This is a genomic window from Methylobacterium hispanicum, from assembly GCF_022179285.1.
GTDB classification, from domain to species: Bacteria; Pseudomonadota; Alphaproteobacteria; order Rhizobiales; family Beijerinckiaceae; genus Methylobacterium; species Methylobacterium hispanicum.
Map to the genome: position 1 here is coordinate 20,584 of NZ_BPQO01000006.1, position 20,105 is coordinate 40,688.

The window sequence follows — 20,105 nt, forward strand, 5'->3', positions numbered from 1 at the left end:
GCGCCTCAGCCCTGGAGTGCGAGGAGGTTGGCGGAGACGCCGACGGCGGACGCCTGGACGAAGACCTTCCAGCCGTCGCCCATCGGGATCGGCCAGCGCGCGAGCACGCCGTTCGGCTCGAGCGGCGCGTCCCACTCGACGTAGTCGGCGAGCGCAGGCGCGTTGACGCCGGCCTTGGTGATCGCGACGCGGACCGAGATCGCGGAGCCGGTGCGGTTGCAGAGGTTGAGCTGATGCGTGCCGGCCGTGACCGCCTGGCCGTTGGCGCTGTTCGCCGAGGCGGTCAGCTCGGTCAGAGTCGTCGCGGCGAGGTCGGCCGCGAACTTGTTGGCGACGAAGTTCGACATGCTGTCCTCAGAAGCTACCGATGTGGAGGAGGCGGCCGGGCGAGACCACGGCCTGGATCGCAGCGGCCACCCCGTGAGGGTGGGTCATCTTGGTCAGGAGCTGACCGTCGATCGTCTCTTGATCGGTGGCGAAGGGCGGGATCGCCTGGAAGACGAAGTCCTGCGTCGCGAAGGAGCCGGGCGAGGCGTTGATGAAGATGTTGGCCGTCTCCGAGACCACGATCACGGCCTGGATCGTCAGCTCGTCGAAGGCGCCCTCCGCGATCGTGAGCTTCTGGGTTTCAGGGGTTGAGCCGACGAAGAGAAGGAGGCCGTTCGCGTCGATTAGGCCGAACTCGCGGATCGTGAACCCGCCCGTGTTCTGGTCCACGATGCCGGTGACGGTGACTTGGTTGCCGGAGCGCACCGCGCTCTGGATCCCGAGAGTGGCGCGCGGGCCGTAAAGGGCGGTCTGCGTCTCCAGCGGCGTGATCGCCGCGCCGTTGCCATCGCCCACGACGAGCGAGGAGAGCGTGAGCGGGGCCGTGCCCGCGATGGCGGCCGCTATGGCAGCCTGACCCTGGAGGGTCGGGATCACGGAGAAGGCCATCGGCGTCCCGTCAGGTCGGAGAGGTGATGCGCAGGGTACGGCGCAGGAACAGGCCGCCGCCGACGAAGGTCAGGCTGGGCGGCGGCGTGAGCGTGAGGATCTTGAGCGCCTGGTAGATCGCGAGCCGGCGCCGGGTGGACGGCACGGCGCCGATGAAGGCGCTCCCGCTCGACCGCCGGGCGGGCCGCACCCGATCCAGCTTGGTGTGCGCGTTCTTGGCCGCGTTCGCGGTCGCCACGAGCCGGGAGAAATCTGCGGCGTACCAGGGCAGATCCGTGCCGAGGTCTACGGCAAGGTCGAAGGTGTAGGGTTGGCGGTACGAGGGCGCCTCGAACCACTCGACGATGGTGATCCCGAACTGGAAGGGGCGCAGCGCCAGGTCGAGGGCTGGGCGTGTGCCCTTGACCCGGTGATAGGCGAAGGATCCCGCGACTGCCTCGCGCCGCTGCGCAATCGACCACCCGGAGGAGTAGGCGTCGACCGAGCGCTCGGCGGCGAGGTGAGGCAGCCACGGCTCGGGGCAGGTCGCAGCGAGCCGCGCGGTCGGGATCAAGCCCACGGGATCGCGAGCGACGAGGTCGGCATCGACCGCGTCGATGGCGCGCTCCCAATCCGTCGCGCCCGGCGGGAGGAGCGAGACCGTCCAGATCGGCTCGAAGACGGCGCGCCACCACATCACACGATCTCGACCGTGAGGGAGACGTCGCCCAGGATGGCGATCTGGTTGTAGGCGACCGCAAGATCGGTTGGTGGCTGCGACACGACCACGTTGGGTATTGTCGGGAGCCCATCGGCGTTCGCGCAGGACAGCGCTGTCTCTAACCCTGAGAGCGTGCGCGCGACGCCCGAATATTGCTGCGACACCTCGTAGGCGGCGAGGTTGGCCCGCGCCTGTGCAAGCAGAGCATCGGCATCGGCGCCAGCCGGTATGTAGAGGGTCGCGGCCACGCCGTAGGTCAGCGGCTGGTTCGCCATCACCGAGACCTTGGCGCCGAGCGGGCGCACCGATTGTGCGTCGCGCGCGGTGCGGACGCGGACCGCGCCGGTCTCGTCGATGACGAAGAAGGCATCGAGGCGCCGCGCGACCGCGTCGAGGACGCCCGCCGAGGGCACGCCGCCGGGAAGGTTCGACTGTACGACGACGTAGACCTCGCCGGCGGGCACAAAGCCGTCCTCGGGACCATAGACGCCGACGCCGCGGACGAGGACGTTCGGATGCGCCTGACCCGCATGGTAGGCGTAAGCCCCCTTCGGCCCGGCCACCGAGAGGGCCTCCCAGGCGAGCAGGGCGGAGGAGCGCAGCGACTCGTCGTCCTCGTACCAGGCGGCGAGGATGCCGGCGGCCTCCATGTAAGGCTGCCACGTCCAGAGCGGCGGGACGTCGTCGGGCCGAACGTTCGGCTCCAGGACCAGCGTCGGATCCTCGGAGGCGATCGAACGGCGCACGGTCATGTAATCGGCCGCGCGCTGATCGAGCATCGGTCCCGTGGCCGACCCGAGGAAGGTCTGCGCCACGGCCTCGTCGATCATCTGGCGGCGTAGAACCGTGCGGTGCACGGCCACGCGGGTGACGCGCACCGCGGGATCGGAGTCCACATTCGCGACGTCGTAGGCGATGCCCGCCGCCGCCATCTCAGCGAGCAGCCTCGCCTTGGAGGTGTCGAGGAGCGTGTCGAAGGCCTGCGCCGCCAAGGCGGGAGGAGGTCCGAGCTTGAGCAGCGCCGGCGCAGCGAAGCGCGCCGTAACGGGCGTCGGGGTCAGAGCCATAGCCGCGTCTCCCCGCTCAGATCGGAAGCTCGTCGAAGAACAGGCTGCCGTCGCCGTTGACCCCGATGCCGATGAAGCGGAGTGCGGCTTCCTCGGTCAGGTCGCCGAGATGCCCGTTCGGGCGGTAGGCGACCTGCATGACGAAGCTCACCGTGCCGACGCGGACCTCCTCGTCGGACGGCGCGACCCTGACGCGGACGACGCGCAGGCGCGGTTCCCAGATCACGATCGACAGCGCAAAGACGGCGGACGCGAGCGCGAGCAGGTTGGGCGTGATCCGGCGGCCGAGAAGGCGGCGCAAGCCGCCCCCGAAGGTGCGCAACGTGATCATATCGCCGATCTCGGTCTCGAAGATCACGTCCACCGACTGCAGCGTGTGCTCCCAGCCGGTGAGGGGCTGTCCGGTGAAGCGGTTCAGGCCGTATGAGGTCACGGTGCTACCGGGCGCGGTCCGGCTTCTGCGCGGCCGGGGCGAGCGCGGACGCCTTTTCCTCGACCGGCGTAATCCGGCCCATGTCGCGCTCGTAGAGCGCCTCGGCCTCGGTCAGCTCGATCACGTCGCCGACCTTCGTGCCATGCGGGAAGGCGTCGAGGTTGGCGGTCTCACCAACCCGATAGCGGGTCTTCGTCATGGTGCTGCTCCTGCTCAGGGATCCGGCTGGCCGGTCTTGGCGGCGCCGCTCTGCACGCCGCTGTGGACGTGGCCCTTGCCGATGCTGCGGTCGTCGTGCTTGACCGCGCCGTCCTTAAAGGTGGTGCCGTCCTTGGTCAGCTCGACCGCCGCGCCCTCAGTCTTCTGGACGATGCCGTCCTTCGTGATCGTGTGGCTGACACCGTCCACCGTGTGGATGATGCCGTCCTTGCCGAACTTGTACGAAGTCTTGTCGCCCCAGGAATAGGTCACGCCGTCCTTGTTCGTGACCTTGCGGAACTTGTCGCCGTAGGTCTCGACGTGCTCGTCAAGCTTCTCGGACGGCTGCTTGTTCTGGTCGGAGAACCCACCCTTCGGCACGATGAAGCCCTGGCGCGGATCGCCGCCCGGGCAGATCGCGTAGACGATCTGGCCCTCGGGCATCGGCTGCCAGGTCTTGTGCGTGCCGCCCTGCTCCGGGTGCGGAAACCACGGGCTCGGGATCGGCTTGCCCTCGGCGTCGTTCCCGAAGTTGATCTGGTAGCCCTTCTGCGCGTCCGCCTTCTGGATCGTGCCGACCCGGACCGTGTTGGCCTGGACGTGCTTCACCTCCTGAAGCTCGTGGCTCAGGGCCTGCACCCAGCGGAGCAGCTCGTCGAAGTCGCTCACGGCGCGGCCTGGATGATGAGCGGCGACCGGCCGGCCATGTTGTAGGTGAAGCGCTGCGCGAGCGGCTCACCGACCTCGCGGAACAGCGGGCCGAGCCCGAGGGCGCGGTAGGAGCGGTTGGTCAGGCCGAGCTCGATCTGCGCTCGGTGCCAATCCGGGAGCAAGTCGCCGATGATCATGCTTCGGACCAGCCGGACGTCGTCGGCCAAGCGCTCGTCGGCCGCCATCATCTCGAGCAGGGTCGCGAACGGGCCCTCCGGCTCGGTGCCGAACTCGGGCTCCGGGATCGTGCCGCACTCGAACACGTACTGCCGGGCGGCGTAGCGCACGCCCTGCTCGGTGTTGGCGCCGCGGGTGACCGCGCCCTCCTTGGGCCAGCACGCGAACTCCTTCAGCAGGTCCGACCAGGGGCCGCCTACTGCGATCTCACGCCAGATCTGGCGGCCGATCATGTTGAGCGAGGTCTCCAGGCCCTCGTCGGTGTGCGGGATATCGAGGCGCAGGGCCGTGCCGCCGCCCTGCTCGGCCGGCACCTCGACCTGCGTCAGGCCGCCGACGGCGACCTCAACCACCACGTTGATGGTGCGGTCCGCGTCGAGCAGCTCCCAGCGCTTGCTCGGGAAGCTGATCTTCTCGTCGTCGGTGGAGACGACGAGGAACGGCTTCACGCCGGGCTTGATCATCTCGGCGATCGGCTGGACCGCGGAGTCGTAGACCCGCCCCTCGGCGAGGGTGCGGTCGACAAGGGCGGCGCCGAGACAGGTACGGATAGCGTAGGCGACGATGCTCACTTGGGCGCCCCGCTCGTTAGCTCCAGCGAGGCCTCGCCGCTGTCGCGAAGGCCGGCTCGCACGATGGTGAAGGTCGGCGTGTCGGTGCGGTCGAGCAGCACCACGCGATCATTCGCCTGCAGCGCGTAGCCGAGCTTCACGAGCTCGCCCGGCGAGATCCGCATGGTGTGGGCGGTGGTGGCGATCCGCGTCATGCTCTGGAACTTCGAGCCCTCGCGGTTGCCCTCCAGTTCGCCCGTGACCGGCTTGGCCCGGTAGCGCCCGACGATCTCCCGGACCTCCCGGATCGGGTCTGCGCCGCCCTTGCCGCGCCAGCCTGCGGAGGCCTGCGGCAGAATGCGGACGCGCTCGCCCCGGAAGCTGTCGAGGGCGGCTTGCCGCGCTTCAGCCAGTCCCGAGGCGAGTGTCATCAGGCGGCCGAGCTCCGCAGAGCCGCGATCACCTCGTCCTTGTTCTTGGCCTTCGACACGTCGATGCCGCGCTCGGCTGCGAGCTTGTCGAGCTCGGCGCGAGTCATCGCGTCGAGATCCGGCTCGTCGCCGACCGGCGGCTCCCCGGGCAGCGCTCGCGGATCTCCCGGAACGGCATGGCCGGAGGCGAGCGCGGCCTTGCCGTGCTCCTCCGGCAGCTCGCCGATCCAGCCGCGCGGCGCGGTGATCTTCTCGCCCCGCTCGTTGCGGTACTCGAAGGCCTTCTTGATGCGCACGTACATGCCGGCCTCCCTCAGGTGCGGGTGAGCTTCACGATCACGTCCGGGCGCAGACAGATCGGGAGCACGTTGGACTCGGTGTGGATCTCCTGACCCTTGCCGTGCGGCAGCAGGTCGGTGGAGACGAACACCTTGGTGGAGGGGGCGATGTTCGCCTCCTGGATGCTGTCCGGCGGCGCCACGTAGCGCTTGAACAGCGGGGTACCGAGCGGGATCGCGATGGCGTCGTTCTCGCCGACGGCTTCGCGGGTGACGAAGGTGCCGTCCGCCTGCCGGTAGCGGAAATCTTCGTCGATGCGCTCGATGGTCAGGCCGGCGAAGACGAAGCTGTCGGCGACATCGTCGCGGGCCGGGTTCGGCGTCGGGCCGGCGTAGGCCTTCAGCGCCTCCCGCACGCTGGTATGGCCGACGTAGCGGTCGAAGAACTCGCTACCGGCCAGCACGCGCACGCCGCTCGCCGGCTGGCCGCGCAGGGCCTTCCGGATGATCGACTTCAGCGCGCGGTTCTTAGCGGCCACGTCGGTCGCGGTGTTGTCGAGGTCGAAGTCGACGACGCTCTGCGTAATGTCGAAGGTCTCGAACAGGTCGCAGAGCACTCGGCCGGACGCATCGACCACCAGGCCGTTCAGGGCGCCCCAGTCGAGGTGGTGGTGCGTGGCGTCGTGCTTCGCCCGGATCGCCTCCAGCTTCCCGTTGTAGACGTTGGCCAGCGTCTGCAGGACGTAGCCGTTGCCGTAGACGAGCAGGTTCTGCAGGTCGGACGGCGTGATGGCGTCGTCGAGCGGGAAGTGCGGGATCCGGACCAGGGCTTCCTGGCGATCGATGCCCATGTTCTTGTTGCCGGGTCCGCCGCGCTCGCGGGCCGGGATGATCGTGATTTCGCCCTCCTCGATCGCGATGCGGGCGTAGGTCGTGTTGATCGGCGTATCGGTGAAGATCCCGAGCTGCGCCGGACGACCGGTCGCGTACTGCGGGATGTTGATGCTCTCGGTCAGCCGGTCGTCGGCGAACTCGGGCGCGTTGAGAAGATCGAGCGGCGTGGCCATCGGTCAGACCCCCATGCGGGCGACGACGCCCTTGGCTTCGAGAGCGGCCAGGGCGGCCGCCTGCTGGGTTGCGTTGATGCCGGCAGGCCACTCCAGGGCCTGGAGCACCACTTCGGCGTGGCGGGCGAGGATGACGACGCGCTGGTCGGCGCTGGTCGCATCGACGTTCTCGAGGAGGACCGCGGCGGCGGTCTGCGATCCGTCGCTCGCGGCCGGCGCGAGCGGGACGAGCTTGCTGGACGCGGCGATGCGGCCCAGCACCCGGCCGGGCCGAAGGATGCCGGAGCCGCTGGCGAGAATGCCTTCGTCGCGGCTGATGCGACCCCGACCCTCGTTCTTCACGACGTCGGCATCGGTCTTATAGGAGAGAGACTTCAGAGCCATCGAACGATCCTCCTCAGGCCTTGACGCCGTGGCGGCGCTTCATGTCGGCGACGAGATCGACGGGCTGGGTCGCCCCCCGGCCCGCGTCGCCAGCGGCGGGCTTGTGGGACGAGATCGAGGTCTTCTCGTCGTTCGCGACGAGCTTCTCGAAGAGCGCGGCGCGGGCTTGCTCGACGGTCTTGCCCCCGGCGATCAGCTCGGCGCCGAGCTCGGCCGAGATCGACGAGTCCCGGCGGCGCGCCAGCGCGACGAGGTCGTTGATCTGCTCGGCCGCGCCAATGCGCTCTTTGGCCTGAGCCACGGTCACGCCCTCGGCGAGGAGCGAGGCCGCCATGCTCGGCACGCCGCCCTCGACACAGAGCTTGGCGATCTCGGAGGCGTCGGCGCGGGACACGGTCGTGCCCTGGCCGCGATCGGCCTCCGCCTCGGCGGCGGTGATCCGCGCGTCGAGGTCGGTCACCTCCCGCGAAGAAGCGTCGAAGTCGCGCTGCTCGTCGTCGGTCATGGAGCGGCCGCGCGCGGCGGTCGCCAGTTCGTTCATGCGTGCGGAAGCCCTCGCGCGATCGCGACGAAGGCCAGCGAGATCGCCAGGCATTCCTGTCTCCGTTTTTCTGGCAGGGAGGGGCGCGGGTGACGCCCGGTACCGGCCGAAGCCGGGATCTGCTTGCGGCTACGGCCTCACGGCCCGCGCGACGCGCTCGTTGGCGGCGGTCTGGGCGAGGTCTCGGAAGCTGCGTTCGTAGGTCTGGACGCGGTCAGCCATGCCGGCGGCCACCGCGTCGGCGCCAACCTTCACGCCGCCGGCGCCGAAGTCGGTGCGCACCCGGGCTGGCGTGGTCTTCCGGCCGCGAGCCACGTCGGCGATGAACTGGCTCTCGATGCTGTCCAGCAGCGAACGGATCTCGGCCGCGCCCTCCTCGGACTGCGGATCGGGCCGCTTGTTCGGCGCACTGGACGAGACGATCTCGATGGCGAGGCTGCCGGAGGCGTCCGGCTCGACCTGCTTCGAGATCGCCGCTACCACGCCAATCGAGCCGACGATGCCGGTCTTCTCCACGACAAGCTCGCCCGCGGCCGACGCGAGCCAGTACGCGGCCGAGGCGCAGCTGCCGGTGACGTGGGCCAGTACCCGCTTTTTGCCACGCATGGCGTAGATCTGATCGGCCAGCGCGTTGATGCCGGTGGGCGAGCCGCCGGGCGAATCCACCATCAGCAGCACCGCGCCGACGTCGGCGCTGTCACGGGCGAGCTGCAGGTCTCGTCCGAGCATGGCGGCCGAGGTGCCGGTGCCGGACATCTCCGTCATCAGGTTGGCACGCGGGAAGATCGGGCCGACCACGGGCACGATGGCAACGCCCTCGCGGGTGAGCATGGCGTAGCGGGCGCCGTCGAGGCGCTGCGCGGTCGGCCCGGCCGCGGCCTGCAGATCGAGGCGGAACCAGTCTTCGCCCTCCGCCGAGCGCCGGGACGCGCGCCCGTCGCGATCGAGGGCGGCGAGCGAGGCCATGAACTGCAGGTAGTCCGGTCGGATGGCCCAGGGCTCGGCCGTTAGGGCGCGCAGAGCTGCGGTCATTCATCGTCTCCGGGCGGTGACGGCTCCGGCGGCTCGGCGGGGGCGCCGGGCGGCGGGCGGATCCCGAGTTCGTCGGCGCGGTCCTGGCCCTCCTTGCGGCGGGCATCGACCTCCTCGGGATCCTCGCCACGCGCCTCAATGACGTCGTCGCGCGAGGTGACACCCATGGCGATGTCGAGTTCGTCGGCCTTGCGGTCCTTCAGCGGATCGACCCAATCCCACTTCGGGGGCTGCCACTTCACGGTCGACAGGGCGGCCCGCTCGCGGGTGAAGCGCGTGGGTCCGAGGCCGGGGATCGAACCGGCCAGCGCGGCGGTCTCGATCCAGCGCGCCCAGATCGGGCGGCACATCTGGAAGACGAGGCACTGGTGCTGGAACTGCGAGACCCGGCGCTTGTGCTGCAGTTCGATCCCGCGCTGAGACGAGAAGTTTCCCTTCGAGGGATCCTCGGTCAGGGCGATGTAGGGGACGCCGCAGGCCGCCGCGATCGCGAGCAGGTTGCGGTACATGAAGGCTTCGTAGGAGCCGCCGACGTCGGCCGGGCTCGAGTTCTTGAAGTCCTCGCCCGGATTGAGGACTTGCAGGGTACCGGGTTCGAGATCGGCCAGCGCCGTCTCGATGTCTGGGGCTGTCAGGGGGCCCGTGTCGAGCAGGTCCAGCACATCCTCGCGGATCGCGACCGGGGGCGCCTCGCCGATAGCCGCCTTGGTGATGAAGCCGGCGAACATCGCCGCGGTGCGCTTCCGGTCGAGCTCGGCGTCGTCGTAGCTGTCGAGGAGGTACAGCCGCACCATCGCGGGGGTGAGCTGCGACTGACCACGGATCTGGCCCGCCTCCAGGGGGCGGTAGATGTGGAGCACCTCGGACGCCGGCACGACGGTGCGCTCGATGGCGCCGATGCCGCCACCGATCTCGGCCTCACCGGGGCGGCGCTTCAGGAAGTGATAGGCGACGCGGCGGCCGATGCGGTCGAACTCGATGCCGTGCCGTACCTCGTTGCCGACCTGGGACTGGATCACCCCGTAGGAGAGCGGCAGCTGCTCGCTCTCAATGACCTGTAACTGGAGCGGCACGCTCAGGCCGTCCTCGGGCCGCCGCGTGCGGAAGCGGATGAAGACCTCGCCCGAGACGAAGAGCGAGCGCGCGACGAGGGCCTGCAGGCCATAGAGATCGGTCAGGCCGTCCGCGTCGCACTCGTCGGTCCAGCGCAGCCACGCATCCTTCAGCGCGGTCTTGAGGTCCTTGTCGGCCAGTACCGGCGAGGGCGTGATCCCGTCGCCAACCGCTGCGGCGACGAAGGCCTCGGTCGCGGCCGAGGCGTAGGGGTTGTCCCGGACGAGCTGACGGGCGCGGGCGCGCAGGACCTCGCCGCCGCGCGCCTGCAACGCGTTGATCGTCGCCCGCTCAGCCGTCCAGCCCGCGAGGCGCCGCGAGGCGCGCGACGCCTCGTAGCCGAGCCCGGGGGCGAAGGTGGCCGAGGTGGTCTCCTGGGCGGGAGCGCCGAACAGGCGGGACAGGAAGCCCACGCGCTCAGTACCCCTTCGACGCGACGACGCGGATCGAACGCACCCGGTTGGCGCGCGGGACCGCGCCGTCCATCACGTCGACCTTGGCCTGCAACTCGGCGCGCTCGCGGCGCATCTGGCCGAGATCCCACTTCGCCTGCTCGTCCTCCTCGCGCGACTCGGTGAGGCCGGTGGCGAGGTGGCGGTCGATCTTCGCAATCCGCGCGACGATCTCACCCCGGATCTCCTCCGGGGTCTGTACGGGTTCGGCCATGCTCAGCGTCCCATGTAGGAGGAGCGGCGGACCGCGCGGGCGGGTGGGGGCGGTGGCGGCCGGCGTGGGCCGGTCTCACCGAGGCGCCGGACACGGGCATCGAAGTCGACGGGCGGCAGCACGTAGCGCGCCGCGAAGGCGTAGACGGTGGCGTCGAGTGCCTCGGCCGCAGCGTTCTTGATCCGCTCGAAGCGGCGGGTGGGTCGGCCGCCGACGCGCCGCACGACACGCCGCTCGGCGCACAGCTGATCGAACCAAGACAGCGACAGGCTCGACGAGAACCGGACCTGATCCGGGTAGCGGGCGAGCTTCGTGAAGAGGATCTGCTTCACCTCGTCGATGCCGACGATCCAGAGCCGGCCCTGCCCGCCGATCGCGCCGCCCGAGACCTTGCCCTTCGACGCCTCGATCACCGGGCGCCGACCCCAGACGCCTTTGATGGCCAGCACGTTCCGGTGGAGCCGCGGCCAGCAGAAGGCGTAGACCGCCTCGACCGTGCCGCCGTCGCCGGAGTCCACACAGGTCGCCTCAATGCCGAGGCCGCCGCCGAGCGGGTGCTTCCAGCGCTGCAGCAGCAGCTCGTCGAGCTCGCGCCAGACGTGGCCCTCCAGCGTGTTGCCCCAGATCACGAAGTGGCCGAGCGCGTAGGCCCGGCCCTCACGGTCCCAGCCGTAGATCACCGCCTCCAGGCGATCGGGCTGCACGTCCACACCGCAGGTGAGGAGCAGCACGGCCTCGGGCAGCGCCAACATCTCGCCGTCCGGCATCTTCACGTTCAGGCCGATCGGCTCGGCCCTGGCGGCCAGCACGTCGGCGGTCGTCATGTCGACGCTCTCGGACCAGCCCTCGCCGAGCAGCGTGTTGCGGAAGGTCCGGAGGCGGTCCGGGTCGTTGTGGATTTCGACGTACTCGGCCGCGAGAGCGGACCAGGACGCGTTGACGTGGGGCGAGATCAGCGCCGAGAGCGCGAAGCCAGCGTGGCCCTCGACCTCCGGCCGCGTGGCGCGCCAGCGCCCGTTCGCGACCATCTCGGCTTTGAACCGCTCCGGGATCAGCACGCCGCAATGCGGGCAGGCCCAGGAAGCGGTCTTCGTCCGGTGGGCCGTCACGACGCCCTGCGCGTCGCGCTCCTTCTCCCACTCGATGTGCTCCCACTTCGGCTCGGCGAACTGCTCGCACTCGACGCAGCGGATCTCGTAGATGCGCCGGTCGCTGGCCTCGTACTCCCGGCAGATCGTCGAGGTGTCGGCGTCGGTCGGCGTCGAACCGCGGATGATTTTGCGGTTCGGGAACGAGAGGGTGCGCTTGATGGCGAGGTCGAGCGCGTCGCCCTCGTTGGTGACCTCCATGCCGTCCTCCTCGTCGATGAGGAGGATCCGGACGGTATGGGCGCGGAGGTTTCGCGGCGAGCGGGCGGCGACGATCTTGAGAGAGCCGCCGGGGAAGCGGCGGTGGCGGATGGTGTTGCGGCCGGTCTCGTCGGCCGCGGTGGCGAGGATGCCGGTGACGCTCGGCGTGGCGTCGAAGATCGGCTCCAGGTCCGAGACGATGTAGTTCCGGCAGTCGTCCTCCGTGGGGAGGAGGGTCAGGATCGGCGCCGGCTCGTTAGCAACGTAACTCGCCGTCGCCCCGGTCAGCAGCGTCGTGTAGCCGACGCGCACGCACTTCTTGACGGTGACCCGCTCGATGGTCGGATCCGTGATCGCATCCGCGATCTCGCGCTGGAACGGCCAGAGGCGGACCGGGCCGGGCTTGGCGGCCAGCCCCTCGGGCAGCCGCATGTAGCGCTCGATCCACTGCGACAGAGGCAGGCGCGGCGGCGGCCGGAGCTTCGCCAACGCCTCCGCGACGGTGCGGTCAAGGAGCGTCGTCACCGGCACCGGCCGTCATGACATCCCGCACGACCCGGTCGATCACCGATAGGTCGTGCTTCGAGAGGTGGCTCAGCTCCAGGGCGATGTCGCCCGGGATCGCGAGGAGCCGGGCCCGCAGCTTCGCGGTCTCGTCGGCCCAGCGCCGGCCCGCGGCCTCGGCATCGATCAAGCGCTCGGCCTCCTTCGCGTGGGCCTGATCCCGCTGCCAGGTCTGGACGATCTTCTCGGCCGTCCTGGCGTGGTTGAAGGTCAGCTCCTCGCCGTCGGCGATCACCACGCCCTCGGCCCGCAGGATCGCGCGGACCCGGGTGGTCGCCAGTTGCGCCTCGACCGTCGCCTGGGCCAGGACCGTGGGCGCCGGCTCTTCGGATGGGGTCTGCGTACCCTGCGAACCGGTGCGCACCCCGGTACGCGCCGGGTCTGTCGATCGAACCCAGGCCGCCCGAACTGCCTCAGGATCCAGCGTGCCGTCGGCCTCCACGGAGACGCGGCCCGTCTTGATCGCCTTCCGGATGGCGGCCTCGGTGACGCCGATGATCTTGGCGCACTCGCGCCGGCTCACACCCAATGCGAACCTCAAAAATCAGGGCTGCTGAGAGCCAAAAATCGGGAGCATCTCTGCCCGCAAGGGGGCGGGGTGCCGTCGGAGGACCCGTGCCCCTCAGGCCGCGCGGGCCATCGCCTTCGATCGCCGCTCATCCATCAGGTGGGCGACGTTGACACCGAGGGAGCCTGCCTGCCCGACCTGGATCATGTTCAGCCCGAGGTCATCAGGCTCGACTGCGACCAGCCTACGGGCGTGACTGCAGGCTGCGGAAAGGCTGTAGTCTGGGACGAGATCGGCGATCACGACGAGCATGGCCACCTCTCTGTCGGTGAGCCGAAGATGGTTGCCCGTACCTGCGCCGCTCAGCTCAGGGAGATGACCTCGCGCGATCCAGTTCCGCACGGCCAAGACCGAGATGCCGTAAGCGGCGCAGGCGGCAGCCAAGCTGTGCTTGCGGTCTGTCGCGTTGGCGATCACAGCCTTGGCATCCCGTCAGATGACGATAGGAGCGCGACAGCCTCGTCGTAGGTAAGCTTCGCCTCGTTCTCTCTCCAAGCGGAGATGGCCTCCCTGAGCCTCCGGCCCAGCAAGTAGGCCTTCCAGTGCCCGAGGTCCGCAGCGTGGCTGCCTGGGCGCTTCGCCTCGTACTCGGCATCGTACGGGGTTATGTCTTGATCACGGTCGTCGTTGCTCTTGAGAAAGCTATCAAGCAACTCAGTAAGCCCGACCCGAAAGTAGGTTTCTTCCCATTCCGCATCACGAAGCCGCATTATCAGCTCGTCTGCTGCGTCGCTTCCGTTTTCTTCGTAGCTCGTCAGCTCCAGCTTTGAGCTCTGAATGCCTCTCACGAACTCAAGCACCTTAGGCGTGACGATCACGCCCTGGATCTCGTCGTCGATTGCAAGCTGCTGCATGGATCGTCCTCATCGACGCCCGGACAGCCACGCCCGGCGCGAACACAGGGGGAGCTTGCGCTCCTCCGGGGTCGATGAAGCTCGGTGAACTCCATCGCGCTCATCCCCGTGGCTGCGGGGAATTGCTTGGTGAGGCGTTGGCCTCAGCAGCTCTCGCCTGCGGTCTGGATGCCGATCAGGGCGCACAGCCGATCGGCGCCGTGTGCGGGGACCTTGGCGAGCACGTCGAGGGTGGTGGCAGCTACGTCCTCGACTGCGAGGAAGAGCCCACAATCGCTGCCGAGCGCCTGCAGGCCCTGCTCTTCGTAGGTCTGCCGCGAGATCTCGGTCAGCAGGACTGTGCGCCCGTCGTGCGGTCCGTTCATCGTCAGAGCCCCGGCATCCCCATCAGGTGTCCGATCTCGTGGGCGACACGGGCCTCAAGCTCGGCCCCCATGACCTGCATGAACGCTGCCTCGGTGGCGCCCTGCAGCATCTCGTCCGGGATGTAGACGCCGGAGTTCTGCAGCTCGGCCTTGCCCCGCCACGCGTGGTTCGGGTCGATGTTCTTGAAGACGTGGCCGCCCATCACGGGGCCGACGCGGTTCGGGAAGCGACCGCCATGAGTGAAGGTACCGGCGAACATCTGGCGGCGCCCCCGGGGCTTGGCCGAGACCCCGCCCTTCACCTCCTTCGGGTCGAAGAACTTGAGGCTGATGTCTCCGCCCTTGGTGCTCAGCGTGTAGGTGAGGCGCCCGCCGTACCCGAACTGCTCGGCCGCTGCCGTCGCCCGGTTCACCTTCACGGCCTTCACGATCACCGAACGCTTGAGGCCGGTCTGCTTCGTCAGGTTGCGGATGACCTGGGTCTTCGCCTTCACGCCCGTGTGGTTGAGAGCGCGGGACAGGGCGATCGGCGCGTTGGCGCCGAGCACCCCGAGCTGATTGGCGAAGCGCTGGATGAGGCCATCGCCGGTGAAAGTCAGGGCTGACATGGGAAACCTCGACCGCTGCCTCTTTGCCTCTCGGTACACGCGCGGCTATCGGCGCGGGGCAGTCCCGGGCCGCCTCACATTCCCGGTGTGCTGGTCGTCAGGCTCTCTGCGTACTGAAGGGCTTTCAGCACGGCCTTGCCGATGCGATCCGCCTCGTCCTCCCCAGCCGCATTCGCCAGAACGACGGCCACCACACGCGGGACGGATAGTGCCTCGGCGTCGACGGTGACCTGAAGCTCATCACCGTAGGGGGCCTCGATCCGACGCAGGGCAACCTCCAGGCCTGCGGCTTGGCCGAAGACTTGGAGCGGAGGATCGCTTGGATTGGGCCTTGCTCCAAAGCCGGCGTGAATCACCTCAGCCATAGCCCATCCTGTGTGTCCGCATGGGTCGATCCGTCTCTGGCGACCCTCGCTGCTTCCACACACGCAACGCGCGGGGCTCGAACAAGGTCATGGAGCTTCGGCATATGCTTCGGCCCCGAGCACCGCGAGTTGGTTGGCGAAGCGGCCGAGGAGGCCGTCGCCGATGAAGGTCAGGGCGGACATGGCGCCCTCCTCGAAGATCTTGTGCAATCGTCCCGTCTCGCGGGACGCTCTCGGGGACCAGCCTCCAAAGTGGAGAGGCGGTGCTGTCCGCCCCCGAAACGGCCCACGTCAATCCCATCACGAGAGAGCAGGCGGCTACATTCGTAGATTTACCTGAATCACCTTTGCCGTGCAATGCTAGTCGCGGTATTTTGTTGCTCTCGGAGGGCGGCGTGCGTTGTAGGCCAGCCCCCCTGACCAGAAACGGTGTAGTGCTTCTGGCTTTAGATGAACCAGCTCGCACTCACCTGCGACGGAACGATGTTGGCGAGCGTGATGGTGCCGCCCGCATAGCCAATCTGCGTCTCGCCCCACATCGATGTCAGGACCTGATACGGCCTGCCACCCAGATCGATCCGGTCGCCATCGGCCGCGTTGAAATCGCCTATCAGATCCTGACCGGCATCGATGCCGAAGACGAAGAGATCCGCGCCGCGATCGCCCCGTAGGATGTCGTTGCCGCGATCTCCGTAGATCACGTCGTCACCCTGGCCGCCGTAGATGAAGTCGCTGCCCTGTCCACCGTAAAGCGTGTCGTTGCCGGCGTTGCCGAATAGGAAATCGTCTCCGAAATTTCCGTAGACCTCGTCATCGCCCTGGCCGCCATAGGCGAAGTCGATGCCTTGACCACCGTACAGGCTGTCAGAGCCTTGGTTGCCGAACAGGACGTCATCGCCCTTGTTGCCAAAAAGCTGATCGCTCCCGTCGAATCCGAACAGGGTATCGGCGCCATCGAGCCCTGTCAGCAACTCGTCCGCGGGCGTTCCCTGAATCAGATCGTCGATGCTCGGGTTGGTCAGGCTATCGGTGACGAGGATGTAAGCCTGCCCCGCCATGCTCGCGACTTGTGAGGCGGAGTAGTAGGCCTGATTACCGACGTTGTCGTAGACCGTGGCGCCCACGATGTCGTAGCGCCCAGGCGCCGCGAACGAGTAGACGCTGAACCCGCCCGTGATCACTCCTTCATTGAGAGGGCTTTGCGTTTCGGCATTCACGCCGATCCACTGAAGATTGAAACCTGCCCACTGGGCTAGGGGCCGGCCAAGTTGCAGGGACACGCGCTCGACGCCAGACCCTTCGTCACGAACGCTGGCGGTGATGCTGCCAGAGCTGCTCCCAGTCGAGACGTTGATCACCTTGGAAAAGGAGAGCCCCAAGAGGGTCGGGTTCGCGTTGTCGCCAGCCATGGTACGTCTACCTAAACTTCTGCGTGCCTCGCTTAGCGCTTAGGTTGAAATCCGGCCAGGGATAATGCCACGGCGAGCAGAGATGGCCGCCTCTCGAACGGGCCGTGCGACATTCCCGCCACGCTCGCCTATGTGATCGCCCATTTTGGGAGCGGCGCCTATTCGCGGGCAGGCGGCACCGAACTCGGACTGCCAATCGTCGAGGGGAGTCGGACGGATGCGGTGTGGCTAGGTCGTGAGGCGACCGAGCAAGCCCTTAGCCCCGACGCCCTTAGCCGCAACCATTGAGCCCAGCGTTGTCCGGCCCCCCGACTGCGGGAGGTCGTGCTGCGGAGGCGCTGGTCGTCACGCTGCATGATCTGGCGGGCTGACCCATCAGAAATTACAGAGACCCGACGTTGCTGCCAAGCCATCCCTGGCTGGGGAAACTCCGAGATGCGAACCAAATGCCGACTTTTAATAACCGTCACGCTCAAATAGCCCTACACTGCACAGCGCTGCATGTTGCTTGGCAGCAACACATCTTAATCACCTTATCGAAAAATTAATTAATTGTTTACAGATTGAACCTCTCCTCCCCCCAAACGGGGAAGCAGAGCTAAATCATGGTTGCCGTAAATGTCGCCGTAAGCACAAGCAGCCCTGCCGGAGATGCCGCCATCGCGGTGCAGAATGGCGGTAGCGTTGCTACGAATGATACAACAGGTCAGATTTCTGGAACCTACTTCTCAAGCTATCGGAGCAATACAACTTACTACAGCGTGGACATAACAGCCTCTGGGGGAGGAACCTTTAGTATAGGCGATATTAGCGGAATTAATTCCGGCACTCAGAACGATTCTCTGCTCTTCCAGGGCCTTGACTCTGCTGGATCTGTCATCTCAGGATACAACATAACGGTATCATTCAATCCGACCGACGTGAATATCAGCTATAGCTCTCTCACAACGTCGCTAAATTTCAATAATATAACAACACTTCGCGTCCTTGCCATAAATAATTATGGCGGCCCTTTCTATTTTGACTCAGCTGACTTTACCTCGATATCTTCCGGTTCCGGGCCGAGCAGCCCGAGCGTGAGCTCAATATCCCGCGTTGGCGCCGCCGCTGTCGCCGCCGCAGCCACGGACGTCGATTATACCGTCACTTTCAGCGAAGCTGTAACCGGTGTCGATATCAGTGACTTCAATCTCACTGGCTCAACAGGTACGGCGAGCGGCACAGTCGCTTCCGTAACCGGAAGCGGGACAACCTACACCGTCACAGTCAATGCCTTGGCTGGCGATGGAACTCTGCGCCTCGATCTCAACGGCAGCGGCACTGGCATTCAGAACGCTGCGAACACCGCCATTGCTGGTGGATACACCGCTGGCCAGACCTATACCCTGGACCATACCGTCCCAGCTGCGCCTGGCGCGGCACCGACTCTGACCGCCCTTTCTGACAGCGGCCCGGCGGGTGACGGTATCACCAACGTTACGACACCGACCCTCACCGGTACGGCCGAAGCCGGTGCCACTGTCACCCTCTATGACACGGACGGCACCACCGTGCTGGGTACCGCAACGGCTAACGGCCAGGGGGCCTACAGCATCACATCGAGCAGTTTGGCACAGGGCAGTCACAGTCTCACCGTCAAGGCTACCGATGCTGCCGGTAACACAAGCGCCGCGTCACTAGCCTTCACGCTGAGCATTGATACGGCCGCACCGGCCACGCCTGGCGCGGCACCGGGCCTCGCGCTCGCTTCCGACAGCGGTACGGCGGGCGACGGCATCACCAATACTACTACGCCCATTCTTAGCGGTACGGCCGAAGCGGGCGTAACCGTCAAGCTCTACGACACGGACGGCACCACCGTGCTGGGTACCGCAACGGCTAACGGTCAGGGGGCCTACAGCATTACATCGAGCACCCTGGCTCAAGGCAACCACACCCTCACCGTCACGGCCACCGATGCCGCCGGCAACATCAGCGCCGCATCCCCGGCTCTCATGCTGACCATCGACACCGCCGCACCGAGCACCCCCAGTGCGGCACCGGCTCTTGCGCTCGCCTCCGATAGCGGCGCAACGGGCGATGGCATCACCGTTGTCACCACACCCACCCTCACGGGTACGACCGAGGCCGGCGCAGTCGTCAGGCTTTACGACACAGACGGCACCACCGTGCTCGGTACCGCTACGGCCAACGGCCAGGGGGCCTACAGCATCACGTCGAGTACGCTGGCCCTGGGCAACCACAGCCTCACCGTTAAGTCCACTGACGCCGCCGGCAACGTCAGTGCTGCATCGCCCACCTTCGTCCTTACCATCCAGGCCCCGCCTGCCCCACCGAGCGACCCCGGACCGACGCTGGTAGACGGCGTGGCGGTCACCATGACCACGCAGACCCTGCCGGACGGCAGCAGCGTGCCAGTCACCACGGTCCCGGTGGTGACGGGGGAGCGCACGAACAGCGACACTGCCTCGTCCGCCGCCGACATCCCGCTCGTCACCGGCGCGGGGGGCACCACGCAACTCATGGCGCAAATCCCGACCGGCTACGGTCTGCAAGCCATCAGTCCTGCGACCTCCGGGCTCGACGGCCTGATCGCGGCGATCAAGAGCCGCACCACGGCTGGGTCGACCGACCAGGGCGCCCTGACCGGCAGCGGCTCAGGCTTCCTCGGTGCACTGGCAGCCAGCACCAACCTGACGGTGCGCACGATCGTGCCGAGCGTAGCCCCCGGTGCCACTACGGCACCGGCCCAGCCTCTGGTGATCCAGGGTCAGCCACTGGCGCAAGACAGCGGCCAGCAGCAGGCGATCGTGCTCGATGCCAGCCAGCTCCCAGGCGGCAGCGTGGTCGAGCTGCGCGACATCGACTTTGCAGCCGTCGTCGGTGCCATCACGGTGCGGGCGCCGGCCGGTACGGCGACGACAAGCAGCACCGGTGGCCTCAGCGCGGTGGGTGCGCTCACCGTCGCGCCGGACCCGCTGCGCATCTACGGCGACAGCGCGGCCCAGACCTTCATCGGCGGCGCGGGCAACGACCTGCTCGCCGGCGGAGCTGGCACTGACACGCTGCTGGGCGGTCAGGGCGGCGATCTGATCTACGGCAACCTCGATGCCGACCTGATCTACGGCAACCAGGGTGCCGACACCCTGTTCGGTGGTCAGGGCGACGACCGGGCCTTTGGTGGCCAGGGCGACGACCGGATGTTCGGCGACCAGGGCAACGATGTTCTGCTGGGCGACCAGGGGGCCGACATCATCCACGGCAACCAAGGCGAGGATCTGCTCTACGGCAACGAGGGAACGGACACGCTGTTCGGCGGGCAGGGCCGGGACACCGTGTACGGCGGCCTGGATGCGGACGTGGTCTACGGCAACCTCGGGTCCGACGTGCTGTTCGGCGATCTGGGAGCCGATACCCTGTACGGTGGTCAGGGCGACGACGTGCTCGTCGGCGGGCTCGGGGACGACGTGCTGTCGGGTGATCTGGGCGCGGACCGCTTCGTGTTCGGGGCTGGCAGCGGTCGGGACCTGATTCTCGACTTCAACCAGACGGAGGGCGACCGGCTCGCATTAGGTGGTCAGACCTACACGCTGAGCAGCGCCGGGAACGGCAATGCCGTGCTGACGCTCTCGGGCGGTGGCACGATCGACCTCGCCGGCATCCGCGCCGATCAGGTCAACGCGAGCTTCTTTGTCACGGCCTGAGTTTCAGAGGCTAGCATCGGACGAAGCAGAAGGC

At 67.6% G+C, this 20,105-nt stretch carries 25 protein-coding genes; 1 reads left to right on the forward strand and 24 read right to left on the reverse strand.

The features are described 5' to 3' along the window. Positions 1–5: 5 nt before the first annotated feature. The 24 genes from MFF56_RS08430 to MFF56_RS08545 form a co-directional block, all read right to left on the reverse strand. Positions 6–347, reverse strand: a complete 342-nt coding sequence (locus MFF56_RS08430) for a hypothetical protein (protein WP_066919528.1) — start codon at positions 345–347, stop codon at positions 6–8. A gap of 7 nt (positions 348–354) precedes the next feature. Next, positions 355–936 carry a phage tail-collar fiber domain-containing protein gene (locus tag MFF56_RS08435; RefSeq protein WP_066919530.1) on the reverse strand — a complete coding sequence of 194 codons (582 nt, stop codon included), beginning with the start codon at positions 934–936 and terminating at the stop codon, positions 355–357. Between the two features lie 10 nt (positions 937–946). Further along, a complete protein-coding gene (locus MFF56_RS08440) occupies positions 947–1,612 on the reverse strand; it encodes a phage tail protein I (RefSeq protein ID WP_066919532.1) in 666 nt (221 codons plus the stop codon). After that, positions 1,612–2,703: a baseplate J/gp47 family protein gene (locus MFF56_RS08445; RefSeq protein ID WP_066919534.1), complete on the reverse strand. Its 1,092-nt coding sequence runs from the start codon at positions 2,701–2,703 to the stop codon at positions 1,612–1,614. The genes MFF56_RS08440 and MFF56_RS08445 overlap by 1 nt, the downstream gene beginning before the upstream one ends. Before the next feature lie 16 nt (positions 2,704–2,719). Beyond that, on the reverse strand, positions 2,720–3,136 hold the full coding sequence (locus MFF56_RS08450; protein WP_197430468.1) for a GPW/gp25 family protein: 417 nt from the start codon (positions 3,134–3,136) through the stop codon (positions 2,720–2,722). Positions 3,137–3,140: 4 nt separating this feature from the next. After that, positions 3,141–3,335, reverse strand: a complete 195-nt coding sequence (locus MFF56_RS08455) for a hypothetical protein (protein ID WP_066919536.1) — start codon at positions 3,333–3,335, stop codon at positions 3,141–3,143. 14 nt (positions 3,336–3,349) lie between these two features. Further along, positions 3,350–4,003, reverse strand: coding sequence for a phage baseplate assembly protein V (locus MFF56_RS08460; protein ID WP_066919538.1), 654 nt, complete (start codon positions 4,001–4,003; stop codon positions 3,350–3,352). Beyond that, entirely contained in the window at positions 4,000–4,794 is a 795-nt protein-coding gene (locus tag MFF56_RS08465) for a hypothetical protein (protein ID WP_066919540.1), read from the reverse strand. Before MFF56_RS08465 ends, MFF56_RS08460 begins: the two co-directional genes overlap by 4 nt. Continuing rightward, on the reverse strand, positions 4,791–5,204 hold the full coding sequence (locus tag MFF56_RS08470; RefSeq protein ID WP_066919542.1) for a hypothetical protein: 414 nt from the start codon (positions 5,202–5,204) through the stop codon (positions 4,791–4,793). Before MFF56_RS08470 ends, MFF56_RS08465 begins: the two co-directional genes overlap by 4 nt. Continuing rightward, a complete protein-coding gene (locus MFF56_RS08475; protein ID WP_066919544.1) occupies positions 5,204–5,506 on the reverse strand; it encodes a hypothetical protein in 303 nt (100 codons plus the stop codon). The genes MFF56_RS08470 and MFF56_RS08475 overlap by 1 nt, the downstream gene beginning before the upstream one ends. Before the next feature lie 11 nt (positions 5,507–5,517). Further along, positions 5,518–6,549, reverse strand: a complete 1,032-nt coding sequence (locus MFF56_RS08480; protein ID WP_066919546.1) for a major capsid protein — start codon at positions 6,547–6,549, stop codon at positions 5,518–5,520. Positions 6,550–6,552: 3 nt separating this feature from the next. Further along, complete coding sequence (locus MFF56_RS08485; protein ID WP_066919548.1) at positions 6,553–6,933, reverse strand: head decoration protein; 381 nt, start codon at positions 6,931–6,933, stop codon at positions 6,553–6,555. A gap of 13 nt (positions 6,934–6,946) precedes the next feature. Beyond that, positions 6,947–7,474 (reverse strand): hypothetical protein, encoded by a 528-nt coding sequence (locus tag MFF56_RS08490; protein WP_238229934.1) that lies wholly within the window; start codon positions 7,472–7,474, stop codon positions 6,947–6,949. Positions 7,475–7,603: 129 nt separating this feature from the next. Beyond that, entirely contained in the window at positions 7,604–8,506 is a 903-nt protein-coding gene (locus MFF56_RS08495) for a S49 family peptidase (protein ID WP_066919552.1), read from the reverse strand. Next, the gene (locus MFF56_RS08500; protein ID WP_156453539.1) at positions 8,503–10,032 is read right to left on the reverse strand and encodes a phage portal protein; all 1,530 of its coding nucleotides are present in this window, start codon (positions 10,030–10,032) and stop codon (positions 8,503–8,505) included. The genes MFF56_RS08495 and MFF56_RS08500 overlap by 4 nt, the downstream gene beginning before the upstream one ends. 4 nt (positions 10,033–10,036) lie before the next feature. Beyond that, on the reverse strand, positions 10,037–10,285 hold the full coding sequence (locus MFF56_RS08505; protein ID WP_066919554.1) for a hypothetical protein: 249 nt from the start codon (positions 10,283–10,285) through the stop codon (positions 10,037–10,039). A gap of 2 nt (positions 10,286–10,287) precedes the next feature. Continuing rightward, complete coding sequence (locus MFF56_RS08510; RefSeq protein ID WP_238229935.1) at positions 10,288–12,159, reverse strand: phage terminase large subunit family protein; 1,872 nt, start codon at positions 12,157–12,159, stop codon at positions 10,288–10,290. Then, positions 12,143–12,721 carry a hypothetical protein gene (locus tag MFF56_RS08515; protein ID WP_066924892.1) on the reverse strand — a complete coding sequence of 193 codons (579 nt, stop codon included), beginning with the start codon at positions 12,719–12,721 and terminating at the stop codon, positions 12,143–12,145. The genes MFF56_RS08510 and MFF56_RS08515 overlap by 17 nt, the downstream gene beginning before the upstream one ends. Before the next feature lie 99 nt (positions 12,722–12,820). Continuing rightward, positions 12,821–13,183 carry a hypothetical protein gene (locus MFF56_RS08520; RefSeq protein WP_066924894.1) on the reverse strand — a complete coding sequence of 121 codons (363 nt, stop codon included), beginning with the start codon at positions 13,181–13,183 and terminating at the stop codon, positions 12,821–12,823. Next, the gene (locus MFF56_RS08525; protein WP_066924896.1) at positions 13,180–13,620 is read right to left on the reverse strand and encodes a hypothetical protein; all 441 of its coding nucleotides are present in this window, start codon (positions 13,618–13,620) and stop codon (positions 13,180–13,182) included. Before MFF56_RS08525 ends, MFF56_RS08520 begins: the two co-directional genes overlap by 4 nt. Before the next feature lie 143 nt (positions 13,621–13,763). Beyond that, the gene (locus MFF56_RS08530) at positions 13,764–13,985 is read right to left on the reverse strand and encodes a hypothetical protein (RefSeq protein ID WP_066924898.1); all 222 of its coding nucleotides are present in this window, start codon (positions 13,983–13,985) and stop codon (positions 13,764–13,766) included. A gap of 2 nt (positions 13,986–13,987) precedes the next feature. Continuing rightward, the gene (locus MFF56_RS08535; RefSeq protein WP_066924900.1) at positions 13,988–14,593 is read right to left on the reverse strand and encodes a hypothetical protein; all 606 of its coding nucleotides are present in this window, start codon (positions 14,591–14,593) and stop codon (positions 13,988–13,990) included. A gap of 74 nt (positions 14,594–14,667) precedes the next feature. After that, a complete protein-coding gene (locus MFF56_RS08540) occupies positions 14,668–14,958 on the reverse strand; it encodes a hypothetical protein (protein WP_066924902.1) in 291 nt (96 codons plus the stop codon). 446 nt (positions 14,959–15,404) lie between these two features. Beyond that, the gene (locus MFF56_RS08545) at positions 15,405–16,367 is read right to left on the reverse strand and encodes a calcium-binding protein (RefSeq protein ID WP_197430680.1); all 963 of its coding nucleotides are present in this window, start codon (positions 16,365–16,367) and stop codon (positions 15,405–15,407) included. Positions 16,368–17,443: 1,076 nt separating this feature from the next. On the opposite strand from MFF56_RS08545, the gene MFF56_RS08550 reads away from it, so the two are divergent. After that, positions 17,444–20,071: an Ig-like domain-containing protein gene (locus MFF56_RS08550; protein ID WP_197430681.1), complete on the forward strand. Its 2,628-nt coding sequence runs from the start codon at positions 17,444–17,446 to the stop codon at positions 20,069–20,071. Positions 20,072–20,105 lie beyond the last annotated feature (34 nt).